Here is a 24,568-nt window from a genome sequence, read left to right as displayed (position 1 = left end):
GCCGCCTTCGCTTGAGGATGCCATCCTCTAGGGTCTCTATCGTCATGCTCGGGCCTGTCCCGAGCATCTGCAACCGACCGACCATACGATACGTGAGTAGATCCTCGGGACAAGCCCGAGGATGACGGCGAGAAATTGGCGGAGGTCGCCTTTTCCCTTACGAAACCGGCGTACCGTCCAGCAGATAACGCACATCACGCACCGGCGGCGATTTGCGGAATCGGGCAGTCTTGTCGCTCCATATTCCGCGCGTGATGGCGGGCAGGGCGGGGAGGCGCGCAAGGGCGTGGCTTAACGCGCCGCCCATGCCTTTCTGCTTTTTTGTATCGAGAAAATGGCGAAGCTCGAATTTCGCGCGGATATGTTTTTCATGTTCGCGCAGGATCGCCGTTTCCTCCGCCGAAAGCCGGCAGCCAGCGAGGATGGCTTTATCCGCCTCGTATAAGCGGCGAAGATCTTCGGTCCGATGCCGACCGCTCAGCGAGTTGCCGCGCACGATCGCGCCGTAACCGCAATGGCGGATGACCTTGTAACGCGCGCCGGCGGCCAGCGCGCGCACGTAAAGCTCGTAATCTTCGCCAAGCCTCAGAGCCTCGTCATAACGCAGCGCATGTTTGTCGAGAAAAGAGCGGCGTATCACCGGTTTTAGAAACCCGGTTTCCCCGCGCTCCACGCCGGGCCTGGAAATATTGCCCTCCACGAATTCTGTGAGCGACAAAAACCGCGCCTGCGGCTCGAAACGGTCCGGCTGCATGGAGGAAGCGCCGGGAACCGATTGCTGGATGAAGGCGATATTGTCGGCCACAAGATCCCAGTCGTCATCGGCCAGCATCACAGTGAAGCGACCCCTGAAAAAGAAGTCGTCCGCATCAAGAATGCTGATGAGCGGGGCAGATGAAATCGAAATCGCGTGGTTGCGCGCGGCCGAAGGACCGCGATTCACATCGAACCGCACGACCCGCAAACGGCCCGTGCCATCATCTGCCGCATTCGCCACGTCGCTTGTCGTGTCGGTGGAGCCATCGTCGATAACCACGACTTCCCCGACCTCGGGCTCCACAAGAGCGGAGCGAATGGCGGTATCGATGGTTTCAGATGCGTTTTTCGCAGCGATGATGACGCAAATGGGCTGTGAACCGCTCACCATGTGGTGTCCTTCTGCTTTGACCAACCGTCAGGATTTGGCCAGCAGAAAGTGTCAGGCGTATGGATGCAAGCGATTTTTTGCGGCGCAATAAAAGAAGCTGCGTAAAAGCTTACATATCGGTGAGTTTGGCGCCGTGCGGCGGGGCGCTTTTTGCCGGTTCCGCCGTCATGGTCTCGGCGCTGCGATCCCGCGAAAAGGTTTCCCGCATCCGCCGTTTTTCTCGGGCGACGAGAACCAGAATTCCAATAAAATAGCCGATTTGCAGAATGACTGCACAGATGAGCGTCTGGATGAATGCGGTATAGAATGATCCGTGGATGAAATACGTGCCAACCGCAAAGGCAAGCAATGCACCGATCATGCTGAAAAAGACACGAGGTGCATACATGGTGCTCTCCTCCCGAGAACGATTTCTCCATTTTTGACTGCGCTGCGGCATTTTTTTTCTTTGCAAGAAATATACGATGAGACCGGTGCTGTTTCAACACACATATACTTCTTCTAACGGTTGCGGCATGAAATTTCGGTAATCTTGATTGGTAAATTCCTCCATAACTGCCGATTCGCGCCGATCAGGCCTGCCTGGCGACACCGGTTCCTGCGTCTGGATGCGCCAGAACCGTGCTGCTGGCGGCCCTTGCGGGTTGTCTGTCCCGCTCTGCAGACTTCGTTAACCATCTCGCCTTTAAAAAGTCGGTATTGATTCCTCGAAGAGCAGGGTGCCCGCGTGACGACGAGTTCAGAAGTAATCGCCTTTCCGGCAAAGAACCGCATTGCCGACGTAAAACGATGTGCAACCATGCTCGACCGGCTGCATGGTGTGGAGGCGAATGATTTCTGGCGCAGGGAGTGCCGTGAACTGGCCGCCCGTCTGACGGCGCTTGGCTATGAGGACGCCGCCATGCGGCGCGAGGTCATGGAATTTCAAAACGCCGTGCAGGCTGAATTGTGGGCGGGGGACGCCGCGCCCGAGGCCCGCCGCGACAGCCATTGATGGTTCTTTTTCTTCAATAAAAGAAGCCGGCGGGTTATAAACCAGCCGGCTTTTTATTGGTTCCGGACGCCTCAGGAAGCGCCGGCCCCGCGTGTGCGTGCAACGCCGTCGAGCGCGGGCTTGTATTTCGGGTCAAGCCGGGCCGCATGCGCATAGGACTTGGCCGCCTTGGCCATCTCACCGCGGCGCTCATAAACGAGCGCTTGGTTGGCCCAGGATTCCGCCACATTGCCATCCAGCGAAATGGCGTGGTTAAAATCGGCGAAGGCGTTTTCATCGTCGTTCAGGGCGACATAGGAAAGTCCGCGGCCGTTATAAGGTTCCGGCGAGGTCGATGACAGCGAGATCGCCTTGGAGAAGTCCTCGATGGCCTGGGCATGCTGGTTGCGCAGCTGGTAAATCAGGCCACGATTGTGCCAGGCGCGTCCGTCGGTTGTTTCCAGCTCGATGGCGCGGGAGAAATCGTTGAAAGCTTCGTTCACGCGTCCGGACTGACGGTAGAGATTGCCACGTCCGATCAGCGCTACGTCGTAGCTCGGATTGATCTGCAGGGCGGCGTTGTAGTCCTGAAGGGCCTGCTGCTGCTGTCCGCTATTGCGGTAAACCAGCGCGCGGTTGGCATAGGCCTGGTAAAAGCGCGGGTTCAGCTGCAGCGCCTTGTTGAAATCTTCAATGGCGCGGCGCGAATCGCCGGCGCGGCCGTAGGCCGAACCGCGGACATTGTAACCTTCAGGGTCCTGCGGATTGGCGTTGATGACCGAGGTGAGCGAGGCGATGTTTTCCTGCGAGCCCTGGGCGCGGTCGATCCTGAACACATCTTCCGTCTGATTGGACGTCGCGCAGCCGGAAAGACCGGCAAGGATGGTGCAGATGACCAGAGAAGCGCGGAACCCTCTGTTGTTTTTCAGTGGCAACCGGCGCGCGGAGGCATCGGCGTTTTTCACAACACAGGCGTCGACAGCGATCATTCGGTGTGGGTTCCCTCGCAGGCCGGTCTCAAGAACATTCTCCGGCCACAAACACAAAGAGCGGCGGCGAATTGATCGCCCCCGCCCAACAAGCATTCAAAAACGTCCAAAAGACGGCCTATTAACGGCCTGCGCGGGGGCCTGCAACCAGACCTTCGCGCTGTGCACGCTTGCGTGCCAGCTTGCGAACGCGGCGAACGGCTTCAGCCTTTTCGCGGGCGCGCTTCTGGGAGGGCTTTTCGTAATAATCACGCATTTTCATTTCACGGAAAATGCCTTCGCGCTGCATCTTTTTCTTGAGGGCGCGAAGCGCCTGATCAACGTTATTGTCGCGGACTAGTACCTGCACGTTAAACCCGTTCCTTTAGTTTGGTTATCTTGCTGTGAGAATAAAGGCATTCGCACGCAAACGAAAAATGGTTCGTCCGGCTGTCCAGCTGGGCGATTGGTGACGTGCAATAACAGATCATTTGCGCCAAGTCCAGCCGGTAGCGCATAATCCGCCTGCAAAATACGGGCTGTCCCGCAATGTCGAAACAAAATCATCGCGACGTCGCAAAATGAATATTGCCTCCCCTCCCGATTTGCCATGTGTATGATACGGGCCGGGACTATCTTTACGGCCTCTGGCCGGTTCTTGAGGAGCAGATTGCGAATGCGCAAATATTCCGTTTTTGCCGTGGCGCGTGAGGCGTTGCGGGGCCATAAGGGGTGGGATGCGCAATGGGCCTCACCCGAGCCGCGCAAGGACTATGATGTCATCATCATCGGCGGCGGCGGCCATGGGCTCGGAGCGGCCTATTACCTTGCCAAGGAACACGGCATTACCAATGTCGCAGTTCTGGAAAAGGGCTGGCTCGGTGGCGGCAATACGGGCCGCAACACCACCATCATCCGCTCCAACTATCTCTATGAAGAGAGCATGGATATTTACGAGCATTCCCTGAAACTGTGGGAAGGCTTGAGCCAGGATCTCAATTACAATGTCATGTATTCGGCGCGCGGCGTGATGATGCTGTCGCACAATATTCATGACCGGCAGTCCTTCAGCCGCCATATCAATGCCAACCGTCTTTATGGCATCGACAATGAATGGCTGACGCCGGAACAGGCGAAGGCCTATTGCCCGCCTCTCGATATCTCAGGCAATGCGCGGTATCCGATCAATGGCGCAGCGCTCCAGCGCCGCGGCGGCACGGCTCGCCACGATGCGGTGGCGTGGGGTTATGCACGTGCGGCGTCCGACCGCGGCGTGCACATCATCCAGAACTGCGAGGTCACGGGCATTCGCCGTGGGCCGGACGGAGCGGTGACGGGCGTGGAGACCAATCGCGGTTTCATCGGCGCGAAAAAAATCGGGGTTTCCGCCGCCGGTCATTCCTCTATCATCATGAAGATGGCGGATGTGAGGGTTCCGCTGCATTCCAACCCGCTGCAGGCGCTGGTGTCGGAGCCGCTGAAGCCGATCTTCCCTTGCGTGGTGATGTCCAACACGGTCCACGCCTATATTTCGCAATCCGACAAGGGCGAACTGGTCATCGGCGCAGGCACCGATCAATATAACTCTTATTCCCAAACCGGCGGCCTGCAGATTATCACGCATACGCTCGATGCCATCTGCGAGCTTTTCCCGATCTTCCGCCGGGTCAAGATGATGCGCCAATGGGGCGGTATCACCGACAACACACCCGACCGCTCCGCCATCCAGAGCGTGACGCCTGTGCCGAACCTCTTCGTCAATTGCGGTTGGGGCACGGGTGGTTTTAAGGCAACGCCGGGTTCGGCCAATCTTTTCGCGCATCTCATTGCGCGGGGTGAACCGCATCGTCTGGCGGCGGGGTTGACGCTCGACCGGTTCCGCACCGGCCGTCTTATCGATGAGGCTGCCGCTGCCGCGGTGGCGCATTGATGCTGGCGGCTGCCATGCTTGCGATCAATATATCAGGCGTGGCCGACGCCATGCCCGTCGGCGCCGTCATTCCCGAGGCCAGGGATTTTCGTAGTCAGAAGATTGCGAAGATGCAGGGTGAGAAAGACTGGCCGTTCAAGGCGGAAAAAGGCCTGCTTCTCTGTGCTCCCAGTCTCGCAAACAAGATGGTTTATTTTGTTGGCGAGAAGGAGGATGGCGAGCAGGATTACCCTTTCGCGATCGATACCGACATGATGGCGGTCGCCATCGTCAATATGGGCCGGGCCTCGGCGTTGCGCCCCTTTGATAATTTCGAGCAGCTTTTAAAGCGGCTTTCCCCTTTCGTAGCCATGGGAAAGCGGCTGTGTGACCAACCCGCCGGAACCATACTTCCGGAAAATTCTCTCTAGGTGGAGCGACGATGCTTCTGATCCATTGCCCCTATTGCGGGGAAGACCGTTCCGAACTGGAATTCCGCTGGGCGGGCGAAGCCCATATCGCGCGTCCGACAAATATTGCCGATATCTCCGATGAGGCCTTCGCGGAATATTTCTTCATCCGCGACAATGACAAGGGCCTCGTTTTCGAGCGCTGGCGTCACATTCACGGCTGCGGCCGCTTCTTCAACGCCGCCCGCGATTCAGTCAGCGACAAGTTCTTGATGACCTACAAGGCGGGTGAACCGAAACCCGATGCTGAAACGGTCCTTTCCGCAGAAAAGGGAGCCGGGAAATGAGCGGCGATTATCGTATCAAGGGCGCGGGCCGTCTCACTCCGGCGAGAACCGCGCGCTTCACCTTCGACGGCAAGATCTATCCGGCGCTAGAGGGCGACACTGTCGCATCGGCGCTTCTGGCCAATGGCGTGCATCTGGTCGGCCGCTCGTTCAAATATCACCGTCCGCGCGGTTTCCTGTCCGCCGGCCCTGAAGAGCCGAATGCGCTGATCGACGTGTCGCGCGACAGCCTGCGCAAGCAGCCGAACGTGCGTGCCACTGTGCAGGAAGTCTTCGACGGCGCGATCATCGCCTCGCAGAACCGTTTCCCGTCGCTGTCCTTCGATTTGAGCGCTATCAACGATCTTCTGTCGCCGATGTTCGCCGCGGGTTTCTACTATAAGACGTTCATGTGGCCGAAGGCCGCCTGGCACAAGATTTACGAACCGCTGATCCGCCGCGCCGCCGGTCTCGGCAAGGCACCGAGCGAGCCGGATGCGGATCATTATTCCGGTCGTTATGCCCATTGCGACGTGCTGGTGGCCGGCGCCGGCGTCGCCGGCCTGACGGCGGCGCTTGCTGCCGCGAAAACCGGAGCCAGCGTCATTCTGGTGGATGAAAATGCCGAAGTTGGCGGCGCGCTGCGTTTCGATACCGGTGCGGTCATCGATGGTCTGCCCGGTTACGAATGGGCGCAAAAGGTTCTCGCCGAGTTGCAGTCGATGCCGAATGTGCGGGTTCTGACGCGCACGACGGCCTTTGGTTATTATAACCATAATTTCGTCGCGCTGGCGGAGCGGGTGACCGATCACCTTGCCACGCCTGCCAGGCATCAGCCGCGCGAGCGGCTGTGGCAGGTGCGCGCCAAAAAGGTGGTGTTGGCCGCTGGCGCAATCGAGCGCCATATGGTCTTCGCTAACAATGACCGCCCCGGCATCATGCTGGCTGCGGCTGCCCGTACCTATCTCAACCAGTATGGTGTATCCGTCGGCCACAATGTTGGTGTCTACACCGCCCATGATTCGGCCTATGAGACAGCGTTCGACCTGAAAAAGGCCGGGGTGAAGATCGCCGCCATCGTCGATTGCCGCGAGAACCCGGATCAACGCCTGCTGGACGAGGCGCGCGCTCTCGGTATCGAAGTGCTGGCGGGTCACAGCGTTTACAACACCGCGGGCCGCCTGCGCGTATCCTCGATGACCGTTGGCCGCAATGGCGGTTCCAACAAACGCAAGATCGCCATCGATGCGCTGGTCGTTTCGGCGGGCTGGACGCCTTCGGTGCATCTCTTCTCGCAATCGCGCGGCAAGCTGAAGTTTGACGCGGCGAACCAGCGTTTCCTTCCAGATATCCATGTGCAGAACTGCGTTTCCATCGGCGCGTGCAACGGCACGGATGATCTTGCCGCGATCATTGCCGAGGCAGCAGCTGCTGGCGGCGGTTCGGTGGCGTTTTCCGGCGAGAATGCCCGGGCCTGGACAGGCGGCATGATCGGTGCGGCCGAAGGTGCTGGCGAGGGCGCCGGCGTCAAGGCCTTCATCGATTTCCAGCACGATGTCTGCGCCAAGGATATTCGCCTTGCCGTGCGCGAAGGCATGCATTCGGTCGAACACATCAAGCGCTTCACCACCAATGGCATGGCGTCCGACCAGGGCAAGATGTCGAACATGCATGGCCTTGCCATCGCATCGGAAGCGCTCGGCCGGGATTTGCCCAAGGTCGGTCTCACCACCTTCCGCCAGCCTTATACGCCGGTCACCTTTGGCACGCTCATCAACCATTCGCGCGGCGCGCTGTTCGATCCCACCCGCAAGACGCCGATGCACGAGGAAGAGCTTGCGGCGGGTGCGGTGTTTGAGGATGTGGGCAACTGGAAGCGCGCCTGGTTCTTCCCGCGTGCGGGCGAGGACATGCATGAGGCGATCAATCGCGAATGTAAGACGGTGCGTGACAGCGTCGGCGTGTTCGACGCCTCCACACTCGGCAAGATCGAAGTGGTCGGCCCGGATGCGGCGAAGTTTCTGAACCTCATCTATACCAATGCCTGGGATACGCTGAAACCCGGCCGTTGCCGTTACGGCATCATGACCCGCGAAGACGGTTTCGTCTACGATGACGGTGTCGTCGGGCGTCTTGCGGAGGACCGTTTCCATGTGACGACGACCACGGGCGGCGCACCGCGCGTTCTCCAGCATATGGAAGATTATCTCCAGACCGAATTCCCCGATCTCAATGTCTGGCTCACCTCTGCCACCGAACAATGGGCAGTCATTGCAGTGCAGGGACCGAAGGCGCGCGAGGTTATCGCGCCCTTCGTTGAGGGCATCGACCTGTCGCCGGAAGCCTTTCCGCATATGGCGGTGGCCGAAGGCACATTCTGCGGCGTGCCGACGCGTCTGTTCCGCGTGTCATTCACCGGCGAACTGGGTTTCGAAATCAACGTTCCGGCAGATTACGGCGCAGCGGTCTGGTCGGCGATCCGCGAAAGGGCGGAAGCCGTGGGCGGCTGCCTTTATGGCACTGAGACCATGCACATTCTGCGTGCGGAAAAGGGCTATATCATCGTCGGGCAGGATACGGACGGCACGGTGACCCCTGACGATGCCGGGCTTGCCTGGGCCGTCTCCAAGAAGAAAACGGATTTCGTCGGCATTCGCGGCCTGAAACGCATTGATCTGACACGAAGCGGCCGCAAGCAGCTCGTCGGTCTGAAAACGAAGGACCGGTTGACCGTTCCGGACGAGGGCGGCCAGATCGTTGTCGATCCGAACCAGCCGAAGCCCATGACCATGCTCGGTCACGTCACCTCCGCTTACTGGTCGGAAAATCTCGGCCATTCCATTGCTTTTGCGCTGGTGGCGGATGGCAGAGCGCGCATGGGCGAAACGCTTTATATTCCGCTTGCCGATAAAACCATTGCCGTCGAAGTGACCGACATGGTCTTCCTCGACAAGGAAGGAACCCGTCTCAATGGCTGACATGCTGCACGCAAAACGCACATCCGTGCTTGAGGATTTTCACGGCGGCTCGCCCATCGTGTCATTGAAACCTGCCGCTTCCGCCTCGCGGCTGTCATTGCGGGCGCGGGAAAGCGCCGTCCCGGCGCTCTCGGAAGCGCTCGGTCTCACCCTGCCTGGCCGCCCGAAAAGCTCCGTTACCTCGGGTCTGCGGTCCGCGCTGTGGCTCGGCCCGGATGAATGGCTGGTGATCGATCAGGGCGAGAGCGACCTGATGGCGGCGCTTGCCGGCGTTTCCGGCCTGTTTTCGGCAACCGATATTTCCCACCGCAACACCGCCGTCATCGTCTCCGGCGCCGGTGCGGAAGCGGCACTCAATGCCGGCTGTCCGCAGGATCTTTCTCTCGCAAACTTCCCGGTCGGTGCATGCTCGCGCACTGTTTTTGGCAAGGCGGAAGTGGTGCTGCTGCGCACGGCGGACGATACGTTCCGGGTGGAATGCTGGCGTTCCTTTGCCGAATATGTCGGCGGGCTGTTGCAGGAAGCGGCCGAGGACGTGGCGGTTTAACCCGCCATCCACCCCCGCCATTCCAGCCATCGCCCATGGAAATCGGCCCGGCCGATTTCCTGCTTCTCACCGGTCGGCCAGATCTGAAGGGTAATGGCGGCGCTGCCCGGCGTCGCGTCTGCCTCCATTTGCAGCCGGGCAAGCGGGGCATCCGGCGTAGCGCGGGTTCCAGCTTCGCTAATTACAGCCTCGCCGGCCTCCTTCAACGCATCGGGCAGATATTGCCAGGCGACTGAGTGATAGACGACATGGGCAGCACCCGGATATTGCCTGGCAAGGCGGTGTTTCAGCCAGTCGGTGGCATCGGCCTTTTCGACATGCAGGTCGTTCTCCACCGCTATCCGCAGGGCGGCGGCGGTTCTCTCCAGCCTGTCGCTCTGGTCGGCCCAGACGTACGACATCAGCCGCAGACGATCTTCGGCGGATGACGGATCGAGAGGGTTGAGATCGCAGCCGGCGCGCTCGATAACCTCGATCCGCTCATGGGCGGGTGTGTCGCCGCGCCATTCCGGCGACAGGAAAACATCGGATTGTTCACCCCAGGTGAGGCTGCCCAGGCGATATCGGTAACGGTCGAATTGCAGGTTGAGGCCAGCGCTGCTTCCAACTTCGGAAAGCACCAGCGGCTTGCCGGTCAGCGCCGCGATCGAAAGAAAGCCCGGCAGCAGAACGGCGGAACGGCGAACCTCGTTGGTCTGCGGCGGTGATTTCAACCTTTCTAGGATGAAGGGCGAATGAAAACGCAGAGCGCTGGCGCAGGCCTGCCAGAGCGCTTCTTCGTCTTCCGGCGCGATATCGGCAGGCGGCGCGATCTTTTCCTCGATGGCCAGCGCATGCAGGGCGCCCGCCAGCCGCAGGGGGACGGAATCGCCCGAGGGGCCGACATCACCGGGCCAGGATAAAATACGCTCGCCCACCTCGGTTTGCCTGTCGAGCCTTGCTGCCATGGCGCGGCAGAGCCGTGCGGTAAAGGGCGAGCCGAGGCTGTCGCAGGCTCTTGCCTGCGACAGAAAGGCATTCCTTACGGCTTCGTCATGCATGCAGTCTCTCCGTTGCAGCGGTTTCAGGCGTCTTGCGGCCTGTCCTCCGGGTTGAACTGGCTGATGGTGGTCCAGCGGGCGGTAAGCGCCGGCTTTTTCTCGTTTTCGATTTCCACCGTCACGTCATAGGTTGTCATCAACATGGCCGCGCCGCGAAAACGCGCTTCCGCCAGCGTGAAGCGGCCGCGCACCCGCGCACCGCTTTTGACCGGCGTCACGAAACGGACGGTATCGAAGCCGTAATTGATGCCCATGGTCTGTTCGCGAATACGGGGCAGGGCGTCGTAATTCAGCGCCGAAAGCAGCGACAGCGTCAGGAACCCATGTGCGATGGTGCCGCCAAAGGGGCTTTCCACCTTGGCGCGTTCCGGGTCTGTGTGGATGAACTGCTCGTCCAGCGTCGCTTTACCGAAGGCGTCAATCATAGCCTGGTCGACGGTGATCCAGTCGGAAACGCCCATTTCCGTGCCGACCAGACTTTTCATCTCCGCCAGCGCAATTTCTTTTGTCATGTTACCTCGTCCGCATTGTTTTCAGGGACTTATAGGGCTGGCGACGCGAAGGGATCAACTGCGCAGATAAAACACCACGGAACGGGCGGGCAGGAAGGCGGGATTGCCGAAATCCGTGCCGATGGCGCACCAGCCATGGCCAGGCAGTGTGAAAGGAACAACCTCGCGACCGCGATTGACGAGAACCGCAAGCTCGGCCTCGTCGCCCGTTTCCCGGTCCAACGTTGAAAGCACCATGGCGAAGGCCGGTCCACTCGCGTCTTCCCAGTCCGCAACCGTCATTGGTTTCCCGCTCGGGGCAAGCCATGTCACATCGCCGCTGCCGGAAAGGAAGCCGGTCTGCGAAAAGACGCCGAAGCGTTTGCGAAGCGCTGCGAGAAATGCGGTGTGATCGATCAACTCAGGGACAAGCGATGACCAGTCGACCCAGTTGATGTCATTGTCCTGGCAATAGGCGTTGTTGTTGCCCTGCTGACTGCGGCCGCCCTCGTCGCCCGCCGTCAACATCAGGGTGCCTCGGCTGACAAAAAGCGTGGAAAGCAGCGCTTTTACATCCGCAATGCGGGCGGCGGTAATGTCAGGGTCATCCGTCAGGCCCTCGAAACCATTGTTCCAGGAATGGTTTTCATTGTGGCCGTCGCGATTGTTCTCGCCGTTTTTTTCATTGTGCTTGTGTTCGTGGCTGACGAGATCGAAAAGGGTGAAGCCATCATGGGCGGCAAGGAAATTGACGCTGCGGCTTTTCAGGCGGCCATGCCTGGAAAAGATCGGCGAGGAGCCGGACAGGGCATTGGCCAGCGCACCCGTCGTGCCGGCATCTCCACGCCAGAAACGGCGCATGTCATCGCGGGCGCGGTCGTTCCATTCCAGGAAACTTTCTGGGAAATTGCCGAGCTGATAACCGCCGGGGCCGATATCCCAGGGTTCGGCGATCAGCAGGCGGTCGTAAAGCACCGAGTCCGAATGCATGGCGGCCAGCGTCTCGCTCGCCATGTCAAAGCCGTTGGCGGTTCGCCCGAGCACGGGCGCAAGATCAAAACGGAAGCCGTCCACACCGGCATTCAGAACGAAATGCCTCAGCGAATCGACGATGAGCTGGCAAATATAGGGATGGTCGCAGGCGACCGTATTGCCGGTGCCGGTATCGTTGACCAGTACGCCTGGCTTTCCCGGCGGGTGGCGGAAGGCGGTGAGGTTATCGAGCCCGCGCAACGACAGGATCGAACCTTCGATATCGCTTTCGCCGGTATGGTTGAAGACCAGGTCGAGAATGACGCCGATGCCTTGCGCATGCAGTGCCGCAATCGTGTCGCGCAATTCCCGCACGCCGCCGGGGCACAGGCGTGGATCGAGCGCCATGAAACCGACGGGATTATAACCCCAGGCATTGGAAAGGCCGAGCGGCGGCAGGTGGCGCTCATCGATCCATGCGGTAATCGGCATCAATTCCACCGCATCGACGCCGATTTTTTTCAGGTGCGCGACAATGGCGGGATGCGCAAGTGCGGCAACGGTGCCCCTGATCTCTTCCGGCACTTCAGGATGCAGCCGGGTGAAGGATTTGACGGCGAGTTCGTAAATCAGCCCGCCTTCGGCAAAAAGCGGCGGTTGACGCCTGACCGGCTCATATTGCGAAAGGATCGCCTTCGGCATGATCCCGCCGGTCTCCGCACCAAAGGCGTAAAGTGCGGGATCGTGCAGGAAGGGTCGGTCGATCGCCGTGGCATAGGGGTCGAGCAGCAGTTTCGCAGGATCGAACCAGAGGCCGTGTTCAGGGGCGTAAATGCCGTGAGCGCGAAAGCCGTATCGCGTGCCGGGGCCCACATCGGAGACGGTCAACCGGTGAACGTCATCTTCACCACGCGTCATTGGCAAACGGGCCGTTTCTTTTTCGCCCTCCGTATCGAAAAGGCAGAGATCGATCTGCGACGCGTGCCGGGAATAGACCGTGAATTCCGTTCCGTTTTCCGTCTGGATTGCGCCTTTGGGAAAAACGGAAGGTGTCTGCATGGTCGGTCTCTCCGGGAAATGGCGTTTCTCTTCCAGAATGGAAAAGGGAGGCAAGGCCGAGTGAGGGACGCTTTCAGTGCGTCCCTCATGAAGCGGGCGGCAAGCCCTTACGTAATAACGCTCGGTGCGTTGCGGCCGGTATGGGCCTTGATGCCGGCGATGGTATCGGCAACGGAAATCAGGTCGGCAAGCGCCTCCTGCGTTTCGATGCCGTGACGGGCTGCATCCGGCTCGTAACGCTCGACATAGAGGCGAAGCGTGGCGCCCGCAGTACCCGTGCCTGAAAGGCGCAGCACGATGCGTGAGCCGCCTTCGAACAGAATGCGGATGCCCTGATTTTTGCTGACCGACTGATCGACCGGATCGTGATAGGCAAAATCATCCGCCGCCGCGACCTTCAGATTGCCATAGCTGGTGCCGGGAAGTGTGGCGAGTTTTTCGCGCAGTGTGGCGACCAGCGTGTTGGCGGCGTCCGAATCCACTTCCTCATAGTCATGGCGGGAATAATAGTTGCGGCCATATTCGGCCCAGTGCTTTGTGACGATGTCCTTCACGCTTTCCTTGCGCGCGGCAACAATGTTCAGCCAGTAGAGCACGGCCCACAGGCCGTCCTTTTCGCGTACATGGTTGGAGCCGGTGCCGAAGCTTTCTTCGCCGCAGATCGTTACCTTGCCGGCATCCATGAGATTGCCGAAGAATTTCCAGCCGGTCGGCGTTTCATACATGCCAAGGCCGAGTTTTTCGGCCACACGGTCCGCTGCAGCACTGGTCGGCATCGAGCGGGCGATGCCGGAAATGCCGGCGGCATAACCGGGGGCCAGTCTTGCATTGGCCGCGATGATGGCGAGACTGTCGGACGGGGTGACGAACATGCCCTTGCCGACCACCATGTTGCGGTCGCCGTCACCGTCGGAGGCCGCGCCGAAATCGGGGCCTTCCGGGCTCATGACGTCGTCATAAAGCTCCTTGGCGTGGACAAGGTTCGGGTCGGGGTGATGGCCGCCGAAATCCGGCAGCGGTGTTGCGTTGCGGACAGAACCCTTGGGAGCGCCGAGGCGTTTCTCGATTATCTCGACGGCATAGGGGCCGGTGACGGCACTCATGGAATCGATGACGACCTTGAAACCGCCGGCGATGAGGGCACGAATGGCGTCGAAATCGAACAGCTCTTCCATCAGGGCGGCGTAATCGGCAACCGGGTCGATCACCTCAACCGTCAGATCGTCCACCTTGAAGCTGCCCACCTTATCGAGATCGATATCGGCGGCATCGGAGATTTTATAGCTGTCGATGACTTTCGAGCGGGCATAGATAGCGTCCGTGATCTTCTCAGGTGCGGGACCACCATTACCGATATTGTATTTGATGCCGAAATCTTCGGTCGGACCGCCGGGATTATGGCTGGCGGAAAGCACGATGCCGCCGAAGGCTTTGTATTTGCGGATGACGTTGGAGGCGGCGGGTGTGGAGAGAATGCCGCCCTGACCGACCAGAACCTTGCCGAAACCGGCGGCGGCGGCCATCTTGATCGCTTTCTGGATGACTTCGCGGTTGTAATAGCGGCCGTCGCCGCCGATCACCAGCGTCTGTCCTTCAAAGCCTTCAAGCGCGTCGAAGATCGACTGGATGAAGTTCTCCGCGTAATTTTCCTGGGCGAAGACCGGCACCTTCTTACGCAGGCCGGATGTGCCCGGCTTCTGGTCCTGATAGGGCTTCGTCTGAACGGTCTTGATCATTGTTTCAATGGCCTTTCGAAATAAGCTGGCTGTAAAGCGCGGCGTAAAGACCGGCGCTCTTTTCCCAGGAAACATCGGATTTCATTCCGAGTTTCTGCATTTGTGTCCACAGTTTGGGGTCGTGGTAATAACGGACGGCCCGGCGGATCGCCTGTTTCAGACCATCGAGCGTGACGGGTGAAAATTGCACGCCGGTCGCCGATTTATTGGCGATGGCGGCATGGTTGGCGTCGATCACGGTGTCGGCAAGACCGCCGGTGCGGGCGACGACCGGAATGCAGCCATAACGCAGCGCGTAAAGCTGGGTGAGGCCGCAGGGTTCGAAACGCGAGGGAATGATGATCGCATCGCAGCCCGCCTGCATCAGATGCGAGAGCGGCTCGTTGTAACCGATGGCGACACCGACGCGGCCATGGTGGCGGGACGCCGCAGCCAGAAGCGCGCCTTCCAGCGCCACTTCGCCCGCGCCCAGCACCACGAGGCGACCGCCAAGGGTAACGATCTCGTCCACGGCTTCCGCCATGAGGTCGATACCCTTTTGCCAGGTGAGGCGGGAGATGATGCAGAAAAGCGGGCTGTCATCACCGTCAATGCGGAAATGTTCGGCGACCGCCTTCTTGTTCAGCGCGCGGTTCTTGAGATTGGCGGCTGAATAATTGTCGTGGATGAGGTGGTCGGTGGCCGGGTTCCAGACGTCGGCATCGATGCCGTTGACGATGCCGTGCAGCACATGGGCGCGGCTGCCGATGACGCCGTGCAGGCCCATGCCGAATTGCGGGGTGAGGATTTCCTCGGCATAGGACGGGCTGACGGTGCTGAGCGCCGTTGCCGTCTGCAGGCCGCCCTTCAGGAAGCTCACATCGTTGTAATATTCGATGCCTTCCATGCCAAAGGCATGGGCGGGAAGGCCAAGCTTGCTGAAGATATTCGCGCCGAACTGGCCCTGAAAGGCGATGTTGTGGATGGTGAGAAGGCTCGGAATCTCGGGCGTTTCGGCATAACGCATATAGACCGGCGCCATTGCGGCCTGCCAGTCATGGGCATGCACCATATCCGGCCGCCAGCCGGGAAGCGCGCCGGCGGCGATGCGGGCGGCGGCCAGGGAAAGCGCCGCGAAGCGTTTCCAGTTGTCAGGATAATCCTTGCCGGTCTGGTCGAGATAGGGGCCACCGGAGCGCTCGTAATAGGCGGGCGCATCGAGAATAAGGAGGTCGAGCCCCTCATGCCGCACTTCGAGCACGTCGGCTTTTTCGCCGAGCAGATCGGTAAATTCGAAGCATTTGGCGGGGTCCGTCACGGCGGCTTTCACCGCCGGATATCCGGGTATCAATGTGCGCGTCGTGACGCCATGGGCTTCCAGCGCGATGGGGAGTGCGCCAACAACGTCGGCGAGCCCTCCGGTCTTGATCAGGGGATAGATTTCGGATGAAACCGAAAGGACATTCATGGGCTCTACAGGTCCAGCTTGTCGATCATCGATTGGGTGATAAGGCAAATGCCGTTTTCAGTGCGGCGGAAACGTTTGGCATCCAGTTCTGGGTCTTCTCCTACAATCAGTCCTTCCGGAATGACCACGCCATGGTCGATAACGACATTGCTGAGCTGGGCGTGGCGCCCGATCTTCACACTTGGCAGTACTACGGCATTCTCAAGGCGGGAATATGAATTGGCCCGCACACCCGTAAAGAGGAGGCTGCGGTTGAGGGCGGCGCCGGAAATGATGCAATCGCCGGAGACGACCGAAGACACGGCCGAGCCGCGGCGGTTCTCGTCATCGTGCACGAATTTCGCCGGCGGTGTGATTTCCGCATAGGTCCAGATCGGCCAGGATTTGTCGTATATATCGAGGTCCGGCACCACATCCGTCAGGTCGATATTGGCCTGCCAGTAAGCATCGATGGTGCCGACGTCGCGCCAGTAGGGACCATGCTCGAAATCGGAACGCACGCAGGAATCCGCGAAGCGATGGGCGACGGCTTTGCCGTGCTCGACGATATAGGGAATGATGTCTTTGCCGAAGTCTCGGCTGGAGCTCGGATCGGCGGCGTCGCGGCGCAGCGCTTCCATCAGGAATTTCGTGTGAAAGACGTAGATGCCCATCGAGGCGAGCGCGAAGCCTTCATTGCCGGGAATGCCCGGCGGATCGGCCGGTTTTTCGATGAAATCAATGATCTCGTCTTTTTCATTCACATGCATCACGCCGAAGCCGGTTGCTTCCATGCGCGGCACTTCAAGGCAGCCGATCGTTACATCGGCGCCGGAATCGACATGCTGCTGCAGCATGTATTCGTAATCCATTTTGTAGATATGGTCGCCGGCGAGAATGACCATATATTCCGGCGCATAGGGCTCGATGATGTCGATGTTCTGGTAGACGGCGTCGGCCGTGCCTTCATACCATTGCGTTTCGGAAACGCGCTGGGAGGCCGGCAGGATATCGAAACTTTCGTTACGCTCGGGACGGAAGAAGTCCCAGCCGCGCTGGAGGTGCCGGATGAGCGAGTGCGCCTTGTATTGCGTGGCGACGCCGATGCGGCGAATGCCGGAATTGAGCGCGTTGGAGAGCGCGAAATCGATGATGCGCGCCTTGCCGCCGAAATAGACGGCGGGTTTTGCCCGGCGGTCCGTCAGCTCCTTCAGGCGGCTTCCTCTGCCGCCTGCGAGGACATAGGCCATTGCATCGCGTGCCAAAGGCTGAACTCTTTTTTCCGACATGGTGTCCTCCCTCTCTGTCTGTCAGTTTTCCGGCTCGAGCATGATCGTGGCGAGCGGCGGCAGGACGAGCATTGTCCCGATGTCTCCCCCGGCATCGACCGCCTGAACGCGTCCGCCATTTCCCTTGCCGCTGCCGCCATAAATTTCGGCGTCGGTGTTGAGGATCTCCCTCCACCGCCCAGCCTGGGGCAGCGGCACATAATAGTTTTCCCGATAGACCGGGGTCAGATTGCAGATGACCGCCACCGGTTTTTCGCCGGGCGCCGTGCGCAGCCAGGCAAAGACGGAGTTCTCGTGATCATCGACCACCAGCCAGCGGAAGCCGTCGGGTTCGCAATCGCGGGCGTGCAGGGCGGCTTTGGATCGATAGGTGAGGTTGAGATCGCGCACGAGGCGGCGCATGCCCTCATGCATCGGATATTGGCGGAGGTTCCAGTCGAGCGAACCCTTCTCGCTCCACTCGCTCCACTGCGCGAATTCCTGCCCCATGAACAGCAGCTTCTTGCCGGGATAACCCCACATGAAGCCGTAATAGGACCGCAGATTGGCGAATTTCTGCCAGTCATCGCCGGACATTTTGGCGATCAGCGATCCCTTGCCGTGCACAACCTCGTCATGGGAAAGCGGCAGCACGAAATTTTCGGTGAAGGCGTAAAGCAGGCCGAAGGTCAGTTCCTGATGGTGGAACTTGCGATGCACCGGCTCGCGCGAGAAATAACTCAGCGTGTCGTGCATGAAACCCATGTTCCACTTGAAGCCGAAACCGAGGCCGCCCTCGTGGACGGGCTGCGATACTTTCGGCCAGGAAGTGGATTCCTCGGCAATGGTCATGACGCCCGGATGGGTGCCATAAACGAGGGAATTCATCTTCTGCAGGAAGCGCACGGATTCCAGGTTCTCGCGCCCGCCATATTCATTGGGTATCCACTCGCCTTCCTTGCGGGAGTAGTCGAGATAAAGCATCGAGGCGACTGCATCGACGCGCAGGCCGTCAAGATGGAATTTTTCGGCCCAGTAAAGCGCGTTGTTGATGAGGTAGGACATGACCTCGACGCGGCCGAAATTATAGATCGCCGTGTTCCAGTCGGGATGGAAACCCTGACGCGGATCGGCATGTTCGTAAAGTGCCGTGCCGTCGAACCAGCGCAACCCGTGCTCGTCGGTTGGAAAATGCGCCGGAACCCAATCAAGCAGAATGCCGATGCCGACCTTGTGTGCGCCGTTGACGAAACGGGCGAAACCTTCCGGATCGCCGAAACGGGCAGTCGGGGCGTAAAGGCCGGTGGTCTGATAACCCCAGGAAGGGTCATAGGGATGTTCGGTGATCGGCAGGAATTCGATGTGGGTGAAGCCCATATCCGTGCAATAGGGAATGAGCTCGGCGGCCAGTTCGTCCCAGCTCAGGAACGTGCCGTCCTCGCGCCGCCGCCAGGAGCCGGCATGCACCTCATAGATACTGATCGGCTGGCGGCGCTGGTCCACCTGCGCCCAATGTTCCCGGTGGGCTTGGTCTTCCCATTCCTGGGTGAGTTCAGGCGCGGTAACGGAGGCGTTCTTCGGCCGCAACTCGGCGCGCCGCGCATAGGGATCCGCCTTCAGCGGCAGAAGCTCGCCGTTTGCGCCGAGGATTTCGAACTTGTAGGCGCAGCCGGCATAGACGTCAGGCGCGAAGATTTCCCAGATGCCGGTATCCTTGCGGAACCGCATGACATGCCGTCGGCCATCCCAATTGTTGAAATCGCCGACGACGGAAACGCGCCGCGCATTGGGAGCCCAGACGGCGAAGTGGAAGCCCTCGACGCCCTCGAGCTTCAGCGGATGCGCGCCCATCCTGTCGAAGAGCCGCAGATGCGATCCTTCGCGGACGAAATAATCGTCCATTGGGCCGAGAACCGGGCCGAAACTGTAAGGGTCGGTCACCGCCCATTCGGCATCGTCGCGGCTGGCGCGATACCGCACCGGCTGGCGCTTTGAAAGATCGATCCGGCCTTCGAAAAAGCCGTCCGGATCGAGCCGCTTTAATTCGCCCACGAAGTTTCCGTCGAGCGTCAGGACGGAAACCTCCTCGGCGCCGGGAATGAAACAGCGGGCGGAAAATCCTTCCGGCGTTTCATGAACGCCGAGAAGGGCAAAGGGATTGGAATGCAAACCGCTCTTGATCGCCTCGATTTCAGCCTTCGTGATATCGCCAGTCTTTTTCTCGTCGGCCGAATTGAGCGGTTTTTTCATCAGGCTCTCCAGATCTCGGTGGCATATTGGCGGATTGTCCGGTCGGACGAGAACCAGCCCATGCGCGCCGTGTTGCGCACTGTCTTGGCATACCAGCTGTCCGGATCGCTCCAGATCGCGTCCACGTCGCGCTGTGCATTGGCATAGGCGTCGAAGTCGGCGGCGACCATGAACCAGTCGCTGTTATAGATACCGTCGATCAGACCGGCGAAACGGGAGCGGTCATCCGGCGAGAAGACGCCGGAGGCGATGGAGGACAGCGCCTGCGACAACTCCGCCGATCCTTCGATGATCGCGCGGGGATTGTGGCCTTCGGCGCGCGCCTTGGCCACTTCATCCGCCGTCATTCCGAAGATGACGATATTGTCGGAACCGACATGCTCCAGCATTTCGACATTCGCGCCATCGAGCGTGCCGATGGTGAGCGCGCCGTTCAGCGCAAATTTCATGTTGCCGGTGCCGGAGGCTTCCATGCCGGCCGTCGATATCTGTTCGGATAGATCGGCGGCGGGAACCATGATTTCCGCCAGCGAGACGTTGTAGTTCGGAATAAACACCACTTTCAGAAGCCCGCGCACGGCCGGATCGTTGTTGATGACCCGGGCAATATCATTGGCAAGCTTGATGATCAGCTTCGCGTTGTGATAACTCGGCGCAGCCTTGCCTGCGAAGAACTTAACGCGCGGCACCCAATCCAGTTCCGGGTGAGAACGGATCTGGTCGTAAAGCGCGACCGTCTCCACGAGGTTCAAAAGCTGGCGCTTATATTCATGGATACGTTTGATCTGGATGTCGAACATGGCGGAAGGGTCGACGCGGATGCCCATGCGCTGCGCTACCGTATTGGCAAGCCGCACCTTGTTCAGACGTTTCACCTCGGCGAATTTTTCGCGGAAACCGGCATCGTCGGCGAAACGGTCGAGTGCTGTCAGCTTTGCCGCATCATCGAGGAAATCGTCGCCGATCGCCTCGCGCAGCAGGCTGGTGAGGCCCGGATTGCACTGCATCAGCCAGCGGCGCGGCGTAATGCCGTTGGTCTTGTTGTTGATACGGTCAGGGTAAAGGCTGTGCAGGTCGGCAAAGACCGTTTCCTTCATCAGGTCGGTATGAAGGGCGGAAACGCCGTTGATGGAATGTGAGCCGATAAAGGCGAGATTGCCCATGCGCACGCGACGCTCGCCGCCTTCGTCAATCAGCGAGATCGAACGGATCTGCTGATCCGCCATCTTCTTTTCCTTGCGGGCAAAGAGCAGCGTGTTGGCGTTGATCGCATAGACGATCTGCATATGTCTTGGCAAAAGACGCTCGAGCAGCGGCACCGGCCAGCTTTCCAGCGCCTCCGGCAGAAGCGTGTGGTTGGTGTAGGAGAAGGTGCCCTGCGTGATCTTCCACGCCTCCTCGAATTCCAGCCCGTGCACATCGCACAGAAGACGCATCATTTCGGCGATGGAGATCGCCGGATGCGTGTCGTTGAGCTGGATCGAGACCTTTTCGGGCAGCGAAGTGAAGTCCGGATATTGCTGCAGGTGACGGCGCAGAATGTCCTGCAGCGAGGCGGAGGAGAAGAAGAACTCCTGTCTGAGGCGCAGTTCCTGACCGGCCGGCGTCGCGTCGGCAGGGTAGAGAACCCGCGTCAGGCTTTCCGCCTTGTTGCTCTCGCGCAATGCGCCGATATGGTCGCCGGCATTGAAGGCGGCCAGCAGAATGGGGTCGATCGGCTGCGCGGACCAGAGGCGGAGCGTATTGACGCGGGTGCCGCGCCAGCCGACGACCGGCGTGTCATAGGCCATGGCGATGACGCGTTCGGCCGGTTTCCAGACGAAACGCTGCGGATCTTCATAACCGCCGATCGTCTCCACCGATCCGCCGAAGCCGATTTCATAAGAGCTTTCGCGTCGCTCGAATTCCCAGGGGTTGCCATGCGCAAGCCACGTTTCCGGCAGTTCCACCTGCCATCCATCCGCCATCTGCTGGCGGAAGAGACCGTGCACGTATCGGATGCCGTAACCATAGGCGGGAATGTCGACGGTCGCCATGGATTCCATGAAACAGGCGGCTAGACGGCCAAGGCCGCCATTGCCGAGTGCGGCATCCGGCTCCAGCCCGGCGATAACGTCAAGATCGACGCCGAGCGAGGACAGTGCATCGCGGATTTCGTGCATCAGCCCGATATTGGAGATGGCGTCGCGCATCAGGCGGCCGATCAGGAATTCCAGCGACAGATAATAAACGCGCTTGGAATTGTTGGCATAGGCCTTGCGGGTGGATTCCATCCACTTGTCGATGATGCGGTCGCGCACGACGAGGATGGTTGCGGTCAGCCAGTCATGCGGCTTGGCGACCTTGACGTCCTTGCCGATGCGGTAGGTGAGGCGTTCGATGATTTCCGCGGCCATGATTTCCGGGTTGGAACTGCGCGGGGCGGGGCGGGGAAGATCGGCGGTGTTGAGGTTATTGATCATTGGTCGGTCAGCACCTTGGTGGGAGGAGAGGGTCTGAGAGGTCGATCCGTGTTGCCTTTGCTGATGCCAGTTTATGCATCGATATGGAGGTGTGGCAACAGCAATTTTCGCGGAAAGTTGAACGGCTTAGGATTATGAAAAATAAGACCTTTTCTTCCGCGCTCCAAGGATCGCCAAAGGCATTGCCGACCCTTTATCCGCCGTTACCGAAAAAGGATTGCGTGGTCATTGCGATGCCGGGCATCGTTCAAAAAAGGGAAAGAGGCTGCAACACTTTTAAATGGTTCACCGGTCCTGAAATCTGTTTCGCTCAACTATCCTGTTTAAACACCGGGCCGAAAACCGCTTAACGGCTTCGGTCTGATACTTAGGATCACACACTAGCCTTCGCGGCTGTAACAATTCAATGAAAATAAATAGGCCTTCGCCGCAGCCGCACCTGTTGGCGGTAGCGGCTGCGTGAAACCGGGCGACATCGCCGTGTTCACCCGAGGCAGAAAGGCTGCGTCATCATTTCCCCGGCGCGGATCGTCACGCGGGTATTGGGTGGAACGGCGCACCATGGGGTGCAATCAAACGAAAAGGGCTCGGAACTCAACGCAATACCCTCTTCCAACCCACGCCAGTAGAGCGTCGGTGGTTTGTCATCGCTAGACCAGCGGAAGGCATGCACGCAATCGCCGTCCATCAGCACGGCGCTGAAGCGCAGGGCGGAGGAGACGCCCGCTGCGATCATCTTTTCCTGACAGAGGCGAAGCGCGGTGGAAATGGCGCGTACCGGATCGGCATCAAGGCCGAGGCCGGCGGCGATGAGGAAAATCGCTTCGCTGTCGCCGGTGCCGCGCCGGGATGCATAGATATCATCGGGAATAAGGGAATCGATATCGCGTCTTATCTGCTCGTAACCGCCGATCTGGCCGTTATGCATGAAGAGATATTGCCCATGCGCAAAGGGGTGGCAATTGGCGCGGGAAACTTCGCCTGACGTGGCGGAGCGGACATGGGCCATGAACATGCCCGAACGAAGCTGGTGGCAGAGTGCCGCGAGGTTGGCATCCGACCAGGCGGGTCTGGTATCGCGAAACACGCCGGGCGTTCCGCGTTCGCCATACCAGCCAAGGCCGCAACCATCGCCATTGACGACGGTTTTCGCTTCCCTTGCGGCCATGGACTGGCTGACCAGCGATGCTTCCGGCTCGATCAGCAGGCTGTCGAGCCAGACGGGTTTACCGGAATAGGCAAAGAGGCGGCACATTCATGCGGCTCTGTTCAGGGCCTTGTTTCCGAGCGCGAAGCCGACGGCGGCCTTGGCGTGAATGGCGGTCGAATCGTAACCCGGCAGCGGCAGGGCATCGGGATCGATCAGCAACGAAATCTCGGTGCAGCCGAGAATGACGGAATCGACGCCAAGTGCGCGGGCCTTCTCGATGACCGCGAGATAGCGCTCGCGCGAGCAGGACTTGATCTCGCCCTGGCACAGTTCGCCGAAGATGATGTCGTGGATCGCAGCCCGGTCTTCCGCATCGGGCACGACCACGTCGACGCCATGGCGGCGCATGCGGTCTGTGTAGAAGCCATGTTCCATCGTGTAGCGGGTGGCGAGCAGAAGCGGCTTGCGGCGTCCGTCCGCCTTCAGGGCTGCGGCGGTTTCGTCTATGATATCGATAAGCGCCACGCCGGACATTTTCGCTACGGTGTCAGCGACAAGATGCATGGTGTTGGTGCAGATCAGCACGCAATCGGCGCCGGCATTGGCAAGGCGCGCACCGGCAGCACCCAGAAGTGCGCCTGCCTCATCCCAGCGATCAGCCTTCTGAAGGGCGACGACCTCGGAAAAATCGAGCGAATGCATGACGATGTCGGCCGAAACCAGCCCGCCGCGGCTGTCGCGCACAGCCTCATTGATCATGCGGTAATAGGTTGCGGTTGATTCCCAGCTCATGCCGCCGATCAGGCCGATCCGTTTCATAAGAGTTCCCTTATCGAGTTTGATTGAAAATAAGAATGCCATCGTCGGGGCGAAAACGGCATGCGTTTTTGCAAGGATTTCACGATATATATGCAAAATCAGGGCGCTCTTTCTATGGAAATCGCAAATTTCTTGCGCTATTGCGTTAACCTGTGCATTCTTTAACGATGATTGATGATCGCGACCGCCGAATCCTTGCGATTCTCCAGGAAAATGCAGAAACGCCGCTCGTCGACATTGCGGAGGAAGTGGCGCTGTCGCTATCCGCCTGTTCGCGGCGTATCACGCGGCTGCGGGCGGAAGGTTATGTAACGGGTACGATGGCGCTGCTCGACCGTCGCAAGATCAACCTGCCGACCACGGTTTTCCTGCTGGTCAGAACCGGCCTGCATGCGGAGGACTGGCTGGACCGGTTCCATGCCGCCGTCAGCACCATACCGGAAATTGTCGAGGTTCACCGGCTGACCGGCAATTTCGACTATATTCTAAAACTGGTGCTGCCGAATGTCGAATATTACGACACGATCTACAAACAGATCCTGCGCCGCGTCGAGCTTTACGACATGTCCGCCTATATCTCCATGGAGACGGTGAAGCTGTCGTCTTCGCTGCCGACGACACATATCTGAGTGCTCGT

Annotated in this window: 21 protein-coding genes; 7 read left to right on the top strand and 14 right to left on the bottom strand. The window is 59.6% G+C overall.

All coding sequences use genetic code 11. From position 1 onward, the window contains the following. Nucleotides 1-157: 157 nt before the first annotated feature. Entirely contained in the window at nt 158-1,147 is a 990-nt protein-coding gene (locus tag AGR1_RS27085; RefSeq protein ID WP_149149027.1) for a glycosyltransferase family 2 protein, read from the bottom strand. Nucleotides 1,148-1,256: 109 nt separating this feature from the next. Then, nucleotides 1,257-1,535: an exopolysaccharide production repressor protein gene (locus AGR1_RS27080; RefSeq protein ID WP_080794425.1), complete on the bottom strand. Its 279-nt coding sequence runs from the start codon at nt 1,533-1,535 to the stop codon at nt 1,257-1,259. 339 nt (nt 1,536-1,874) lie between these two features. On the opposite strand from AGR1_RS27080, the gene AGR1_RS27075 reads away from it, so the two are divergent. Then, a complete protein-coding gene (locus AGR1_RS27075; RefSeq protein WP_080794423.1) occupies nt 1,875-2,141 on the top strand; it encodes a DUF6074 family protein in 267 nt (88 codons plus the stop codon). Nucleotides 2,142-2,212: 71 nt separating this feature from the next. Here AGR1_RS27075 and AGR1_RS27070 read toward each other — a convergent pair whose 3' ends face one another. Together AGR1_RS27070 and rpsU are read right to left on the bottom strand one after the other, a co-directional pair. Then, the gene (locus tag AGR1_RS27070) at nt 2,213-3,109 is read right to left on the bottom strand and encodes a tetratricopeptide repeat protein (protein WP_080794421.1); all 897 of its coding nucleotides are present in this window, start codon (nt 3,107-3,109) and stop codon (nt 2,213-2,215) included. Nucleotides 3,110-3,230: 121 nt separating this feature from the next. After that, nucleotides 3,231-3,458, bottom strand: coding sequence for a 30S ribosomal protein S21 (gene rpsU, locus AGR1_RS27065; RefSeq protein ID WP_003508541.1), 228 nt, complete (start codon nt 3,456-3,458; stop codon nt 3,231-3,233). Between the two features lie 306 nt (nt 3,459-3,764). Here rpsU and AGR1_RS27055 point away from each other — a divergent pair, with 306 nt between their 5' ends. The 5 genes from AGR1_RS27055 to AGR1_RS27035 are packed head-to-tail and all read left to right on the top strand — an operon-like array spanning nt 3,765 to nt 9,258. Further along, entirely contained in the window at nt 3,765-5,018 is a 1,254-nt protein-coding gene (locus AGR1_RS27055) for a sarcosine oxidase subunit beta family protein (RefSeq protein WP_149149026.1), read from the top strand. Continuing rightward, the gene (locus tag AGR1_RS27050) at nt 5,018-5,428 is read left to right on the top strand and encodes a hypothetical protein (RefSeq protein ID WP_162927567.1); all 411 of its coding nucleotides are present in this window, start codon (nt 5,018-5,020) and stop codon (nt 5,426-5,428) included. Before AGR1_RS27055 ends, AGR1_RS27050 begins: the two co-directional genes overlap by 1 nt. Before the next feature lie 11 nt (nt 5,429-5,439). Further along, nucleotides 5,440-5,754 (top strand): sarcosine oxidase subunit delta, encoded by a 315-nt coding sequence (locus AGR1_RS27045; protein ID WP_149149025.1) that lies wholly within the window; start codon nt 5,440-5,442, stop codon nt 5,752-5,754. Then, entirely contained in the window at nt 5,751-8,711 is a 2,961-nt protein-coding gene (locus tag AGR1_RS27040) for a sarcosine oxidase subunit alpha (protein WP_080794417.1), read from the top strand. Before AGR1_RS27045 ends, AGR1_RS27040 begins: the two co-directional genes overlap by 4 nt. Beyond that, entirely contained in the window at nt 8,704-9,258 is a 555-nt protein-coding gene (locus AGR1_RS27035; protein WP_080794415.1) for a sarcosine oxidase subunit gamma, read from the top strand. The genes AGR1_RS27040 and AGR1_RS27035 overlap by 8 nt, the downstream gene beginning before the upstream one ends. Here AGR1_RS27035 and AGR1_RS27030 read toward each other — a convergent pair. The 10 genes from AGR1_RS27030 to AGR1_RS26980 all read right to left on the bottom strand — a co-directional run bounded on the left by AGR1_RS27030 (nt 9,255) and on the right by AGR1_RS26980 (nt 23,931). Next, complete coding sequence (locus tag AGR1_RS27030) at nt 9,255-10,298, bottom strand: DUF2332 domain-containing protein (RefSeq protein ID WP_149149024.1); 1,044 nt, start codon at nt 10,296-10,298, stop codon at nt 9,255-9,257. The genes AGR1_RS27035 and AGR1_RS27030 overlap by 4 nt on opposite strands. 23 nt (nt 10,299-10,321) lie before the next feature. Continuing rightward, a complete protein-coding gene (locus AGR1_RS27025; protein WP_080794412.1) occupies nt 10,322-10,810 on the bottom strand; it encodes a MaoC family dehydratase in 489 nt (162 codons plus the stop codon). 54 nt (nt 10,811-10,864) lie between these two features. Then, on the bottom strand, nt 10,865-12,820 hold the full coding sequence (gene glgX, locus AGR1_RS27020; RefSeq protein ID WP_149149023.1) for a glycogen debranching protein GlgX: 1,956 nt from the start codon (nt 12,818-12,820) through the stop codon (nt 10,865-10,867). Between the two features lie 107 nt (nt 12,821-12,927). Continuing rightward, nucleotides 12,928-14,556: an alpha-D-glucose phosphate-specific phosphoglucomutase gene (locus AGR1_RS27015; RefSeq protein ID WP_149149022.1), complete on the bottom strand. Its 1,629-nt coding sequence runs from the start codon at nt 14,554-14,556 to the stop codon at nt 12,928-12,930. A gap of 4 nt (nt 14,557-14,560) precedes the next feature. Further along, the gene (gene glgA / locus AGR1_RS27010) at nt 14,561-16,003 is read right to left on the bottom strand and encodes a glycogen synthase GlgA (RefSeq protein WP_149149021.1); all 1,443 of its coding nucleotides are present in this window, start codon (nt 16,001-16,003) and stop codon (nt 14,561-14,563) included. Nucleotides 16,004-16,008: 5 nt separating this feature from the next. Beyond that, nucleotides 16,009-17,271, bottom strand: coding sequence for a glucose-1-phosphate adenylyltransferase (gene glgC / locus AGR1_RS27005; RefSeq protein ID WP_077984795.1), 1,263 nt, complete (start codon nt 17,269-17,271; stop codon nt 16,009-16,011). 21 nt (nt 17,272-17,292) lie between these two features. Beyond that, nucleotides 17,293-19,500 carry a 1,4-alpha-glucan branching protein GlgB gene (glgB, locus tag AGR1_RS27000; RefSeq protein ID WP_149149020.1) on the bottom strand — a complete coding sequence of 736 codons (2,208 nt, stop codon included), beginning with the start codon at nt 19,498-19,500 and terminating at the stop codon, nt 17,293-17,295. Then, nucleotides 19,500-21,962, bottom strand: coding sequence for a glycogen/starch/alpha-glucan phosphorylase (locus tag AGR1_RS26995; protein WP_080794403.1), 2,463 nt, complete (start codon nt 21,960-21,962; stop codon nt 19,500-19,502). The genes glgB and AGR1_RS26995 overlap by 1 nt, the downstream gene beginning before the upstream one ends. A 484-nt stretch (nt 21,963-22,446) precedes the next feature. After that, on the bottom strand, nt 22,447-23,217 hold the full coding sequence (locus AGR1_RS26985) for a class II glutamine amidotransferase (protein ID WP_080794400.1): 771 nt from the start codon (nt 23,215-23,217) through the stop codon (nt 22,447-22,449). Then, nucleotides 23,218-23,931, bottom strand: a complete 714-nt coding sequence (locus tag AGR1_RS26980) for an aspartate/glutamate racemase family protein (RefSeq protein ID WP_149149019.1) — start codon at nt 23,929-23,931, stop codon at nt 23,218-23,220. 167 nt (nt 23,932-24,098) lie between these two features. Between AGR1_RS26980 and AGR1_RS26975 the strand changes: the two genes are divergently transcribed. Further along, nucleotides 24,099-24,560 carry an Lrp/AsnC family transcriptional regulator gene (locus AGR1_RS26975; protein WP_080794397.1) on the top strand — a complete coding sequence of 154 codons (462 nt, stop codon included), beginning with the start codon at nt 24,099-24,101 and terminating at the stop codon, nt 24,558-24,560. The last annotated feature ends 8 nt before the right edge of the window (nt 24,561-24,568 follow it).

Origin of the sequence: Agrobacterium sp. B1(2019), assembly GCF_008274755.1 — a bacterium.
GTDB lineage: Bacteria > Pseudomonadota > Alphaproteobacteria > Rhizobiales > Rhizobiaceae > Agrobacterium > Agrobacterium salinitolerans.
The sequence above is the reverse complement of the archived record's forward strand: the minus strand, read 5'-3'. Positions and strand labels throughout refer to the sequence as shown.